At 69.7% G+C, this 4,156-nt stretch carries 3 protein-coding genes and 2 pseudogenes; 3 read left to right on the top strand and 2 right to left on the bottom strand.

The window, feature by feature from the left end:
* Positions 1-936: pseudogene (locus tag NKF06_RS19860) on the top strand (hypothetical protein); the annotation flags it as partial.
* 76 nt (positions 937-1,012) lie between these two features.
* Positions 1,013-2,095: a geranylgeranyl reductase family protein gene (locus NKF06_RS19855; protein ID WP_253246389.1), complete on the top strand. Its 1,083-nt coding sequence runs from the start codon at positions 1,013-1,015 to the stop codon at positions 2,093-2,095.
* A 24-nt stretch (positions 2,096-2,119) separates the two neighbouring features.
* Here NKF06_RS19855 and NKF06_RS19850 read toward each other — a convergent pair whose 3' ends face one another.
* Positions 2,120-3,217, bottom strand: a complete 1,098-nt coding sequence (locus NKF06_RS19850) for a glycine cleavage T C-terminal barrel domain-containing protein (RefSeq protein ID WP_253246388.1) — start codon at positions 3,215-3,217, stop codon at positions 2,120-2,122.
* Positions 3,218-3,353: 136 nt separating this feature from the next.
* Positions 3,354-3,653 (bottom strand): DUF6432 family protein, encoded by a 300-nt coding sequence (locus NKF06_RS19845; protein ID WP_253246387.1) that lies wholly within the window; start codon positions 3,651-3,653, stop codon positions 3,354-3,356.
* Between the two features lie 104 nt (positions 3,654-3,757).
* On the opposite strand from NKF06_RS19845, the pseudogene NKF06_RS19840 reads away from it, so the two are divergent.
* A pseudogene (locus NKF06_RS19840) lies at positions 3,758-4,156 on the top strand (hypothetical protein); the annotation flags it as partial.

The raw sequence follows: 4,156 nt of genomic DNA, 5'->3' as shown, positions 1-4,156 counted from the left end.
CGACCACCGAATCGAGTGCGTCGCGGCCGACTCGCACGCGCCGGACCGGGCGTTCTGCGGGACCTTCGACGCCGGCGTCTTCCGAACGACCGACGGCGGGGCGTCGTGGCACGCGGTCGGGACCGACGCGCTCCCCGAGTCGGTGACGAGCCTCGCCGTCTCCTCGTCCGACCCCGACGTGGTCTACGCCGGCACCGAACCCTCGGCCGTCTTCCGCTCCCGCGACGGCGGCGACACGTGGGCCGAACTCGCGCTGCTTTCGGACCTCGATTCGTCGTCGTCGTGGGCGTTCCCGCCCCGTCCGCACACTCACCACGTCCGCTGGATAGAACCGGACCCGACCGACCCCGACCGGCTGTTCGTCGCGGTCGAAGCCGGAGCGTTCGTCCGCTCGCTCGACGGCGGGGAGACGTGGCAAGACCGCGTGCCGTCGAGCAAGCGAGACACGCACTCGATGGCGACGCACCCCGACGGCCGGGCCGCGTCTGGATCGCCGCAGGAGACGGCTACGCCGAGACCGACGACGCGGGCGAGACGTGGACGACGCCGACCGCGGGGCTGGGCCACGGCTACTGCTGGAGCGTCGTCGTCGACCCCGCGGACCCGGACTCGGTGCTCCTGACGGCCGCCTCCGGGCCGATGCGCGCCCACCGGGTCGAGTCGGCGGAGGCGTACCTCTACCGGCGAACGTCCCGGGACGACGATGGCAACGGCGACGGCGGCGAGTCGTGGGAACGCCTCGACGAGACCGGATTACCGACCGGACCGGGCGCGACGCGCGCGGTTCTGGCGGCCGGACGAACCGGCGGCGAGTGCTACGCCGCGAACGACCACGGCCTCTACCGGACGACCGACTTCGGCGACTCGTGGGGCCGAATCGAGGTCCCGTGGGACGGGACACGACGGACTGCGGCGGGACTGGCGGTCGTCGAGTAGTCGGGCGGTTTTTCGTCCGGGCTGCCCCCTCGCCCGAAGCGAGAAGATTCATGGGTCGGCGCGGCAACGGCCAAGCATGTACGATTTCGCCGTCGTCGGCGTCGGTCCCGCCGGCGCGCGGTTCGCCCGCCGCGCGGCCGACGCGGGCTACGACGTGCTCGCGCTGGAGAAAGGCGAGGTCGGGACGCCCCTCGCGTGCTCCGGTCACGTCAGCACCGACATCTGGGAGTACGTCCCCGACGAGGCGCGCGACCGCCTGTTCCAGAACCGCATCTACGGGGCGAACTTCCGCGTCGGCGGCCCGAATTCGAAGGCCTACCCGTTCTACAAGCAAAGCGAGGTCTCGAACGTCATCGACCGCGTCGAACTCGACCGCACCCTCGCCGACTGCGCCCGCGACGCCGGTGCCGACGTGCGCGAGGGCCACACCGTCACCGCCGTCGAGGAACTCGACGACCGGGTCCGGCTGACCGCCAGCGTGGCCGGCGAGGCCGGAACCGTCCAGTTCGAAGCGAAGATGGTCGCCGGGTGCGACGGCCCCACCTCGCGGGTCCGCCGGGCGCTCGACCTCCCCGAACCGTCGGAGACGCTCCACGGCGTCCTCGCGTTCGACCCCGACCCGGACGACGGCGACTTCGTGGACGTGCACCTCACGGTCCCGCGCTTTTTCGCGTGGCGCATCCCTCGCGGCGACGCCGGCGTCGAGTACGGCCTCGCGGCCCCGCCGGGCGCTGAGGTCAACGAGATGTTCGACGCGCTCACGAACACCTACGACGTGGAGACAGAGCACTTCTGTTCGGGAGCCATTCCCATCGGCCCGCCGGACCGGACGACGACCCGCCGGGCGTTCCTCATCGGCGATGCAGCCGCTCAGACCAAGCCGTTCACCGGCGGCGGCATCCTCTACGGGATGACCGCGGCCGACATCGCCGCCGCGACCATCGACCCCGACGACCCGGAGACGCTATCTGCCTACGAGGACGCGTGGCGCGACGAACTCTCCCGGGAGATTCGACTGGGGCACCTCGTGCGCCGGTGTTACTCCTTCCCCGAGTGGCTTCAGCGGGTCGGCCTCCGGTCGCTGTCGGGCGAAATCGGCGTCCACATGGACAAGCCGAGTTCGTTCTTCTCGCGCGAACACCTGAAGAAGCTGTTCTGAGGGATTGTCCCCCGGACGCCCCGCTCAGTTCTCGCCCGGATACGTCGGAATCCGCGCCGACACCGCGCTCCCCTCGACGAACGGGAGCGACTCGCGGGTCGCCGCCACGTCGTCGCCGGCGACCTCGACCCTCAGGTCGTCGGCGTCGAGGCCGTAGTCAACGAGCGCGAAACCGATGGGCACGTCGAGCATCGGGCTCTCGACGGCGCGGGTGACGGTGCCGACCGGCTTGCCGTCCGCCGAGACCTCGGCACCCGAATCGGGGAGGTCGTCGGCGCGGAAGCCCACGAGCCGGCGCGAGGGCCGACCGCGGTTTTCGATCTTCGAGACGAGTTCCTGACCGACGAAACAGCCCTTGTCGAAGTCGAGCGCGTTGCGGACGCCGACGACGTTCGGGACGTTGCCGCGGAGTTCCGACTCGAAAAGCGGCGTGCCGGCCTCGGCGGTGAGGCTGTCCCACGTCTGGTAGCCGACGGGGACCGAGGGGTTGCCGTAGAACAGGAGCGCGTCGAGCACGTCTTCGGCGTCCTTCGCGCGGCAGATGACGTCGTAGCCCTCCTCGCCGATCGGGTTGTCGGAGGCGACGACCGTGACGCCGAGTTCGCCGCCGATGGAGCCGCGGACGAAGGAGAGTTCGGGCTCCGGCGCGCCCGCACCCGAGAGGATGCTCGCCACCTTCTCGGTCGACTGCGGGCCGTGGACGCCGAAGACGCCGAATTCGTCGGAGGCGTCGCGGAGTTTGACGCGCTGGAGGAACGTCTTCGAGCGCCACTCCTCGACGAGCGGTTTCGCGCGGTCACGTGGGGTGAAAATCAGCAGTCGCTCGCCCGCGTTGTAGATGTACATCTCCGTCTCGATGTGGCCGTCGGGGTCTAACAGCAGGGCGTAGACGCCCTCGCCGTCCTCGTCGGGGACGGTGTTGGTCACCGCGTTGTCGACGTAGTCGACCCGGTCTTCGCCCTCGACGACGACCACGCCGTAGCCGTGTTCGATGACGCCGACGCCGTTTCTGACGGCGCGGTGGGTCCGTTCGGGTCGGCCGTAGTGACTCACGACCTCGATTCCGCCGCGCGTCTCGAACGTCGCACCGTGTGCCTCGTGGATGTCGGCGACGAGTGTCATTACCCCCCGTTTCGCCTTCGGCGCGTAAAACCCTCCCACTCCCGGACGACTGGACCGGCTTTCGGTCGACAGTCCTCCGGCGGCGGCCGCAGGCGGACCGGATAGTCGAAACGAGTCCTTCTCCGCGCTGGCTCGCTCAGAGCCCGAACCGCTCGCGGAGTCTCTCGAACAGCGATGCGTCCTCTTCGACGGCTTCGCTCGGGTCCGGAACGACGCGCTCGTCGGCGTGGATGAGTACCCCCGTGTCGGCCTCCTCGACCACGATGAGGCCCCCGTCTTTCAGCGCCGACAGCGCCTCTTCGATGGTGTCGATGTCGGCGTCCACGGCGGCACGGAGTTCGAACACCGTCATCCCCTCGTCGTGGCGGTCGACGAGCGCGTCGAGCACCGCGACCTCGATGTCGCGGCGGTTCCGGAACTCCCGCCTCGCTCTCATAGCGGGTACATCGTTCGCCTCCTGTTTACTTGTACCGCCCGTCTGACGGGCGTCCGACAGGCAGGGGGTACCTTTTTGTTTCCGAATCCCGGAATCCTCGCGTAATGGGACTTACTTGCCGTCTTCTCGGGCACGCCTACGGAGACTCCGAGACGGAACGGGAGCGCGAGGAACGCGGCGACGAGGTGGTCGTCTCGATTCGAGAGATACAGGTCTGTTCGCGGTGCGGACACGAACAGGTAATCAGCGAGAACAAGGAGGTCACGGCCATCCGAACGCCCGAGGAGGTCGGGATGACGGAGGGTGAAGTCGAGACCGCGGCCGCGGGCTTCGAACCGGCGAACCCGCAGCCCGGCGTCTCCGACGCCGAGGACGCCGCCATCGAGACGGCTCCGGACGCGGAGACGCAGGCCGAGGTCGACGCCGCAGCCACCGACGCTGCTGCGGACGTCGACGCGAGCGCGGACCCGGACCCCGCGGCGCAACAGCCGGCCGAGACCGCG

This window comes from Haloferax sp. AB510 (genome assembly GCF_024136985.1).
In the GTDB taxonomy this organism is placed as follows: Archaea; Halobacteriota; Halobacteria; order Halobacteriales; family Haloferacaceae; genus Haloferax.
This window is presented reverse-complemented; position numbering and strand designations above follow the sequence as displayed.

Bases quoted from the DNA above. Each gene is read 5' to 3' on its own strand.
- NKF06_RS19855 (WP_253246389.1), top strand. From the start codon at position 1,013: ATGTACGATTTCGCCGTCGTCGGCGTCGGTCCCGCCGGCGCGCGGTTC.
- NKF06_RS19850 (WP_253246388.1), bottom strand. From the start codon at position 3,217: ATGACACTCGTCGCCGACATCCACGAGGCACACGGTGCGACGTTCGAG.
- NKF06_RS19845 (WP_253246387.1), bottom strand. From the start codon at position 3,653: ATGAGAGCGAGGCGGGAGTTCCGGAACCGCCGCGACATCGAGGTCGCG.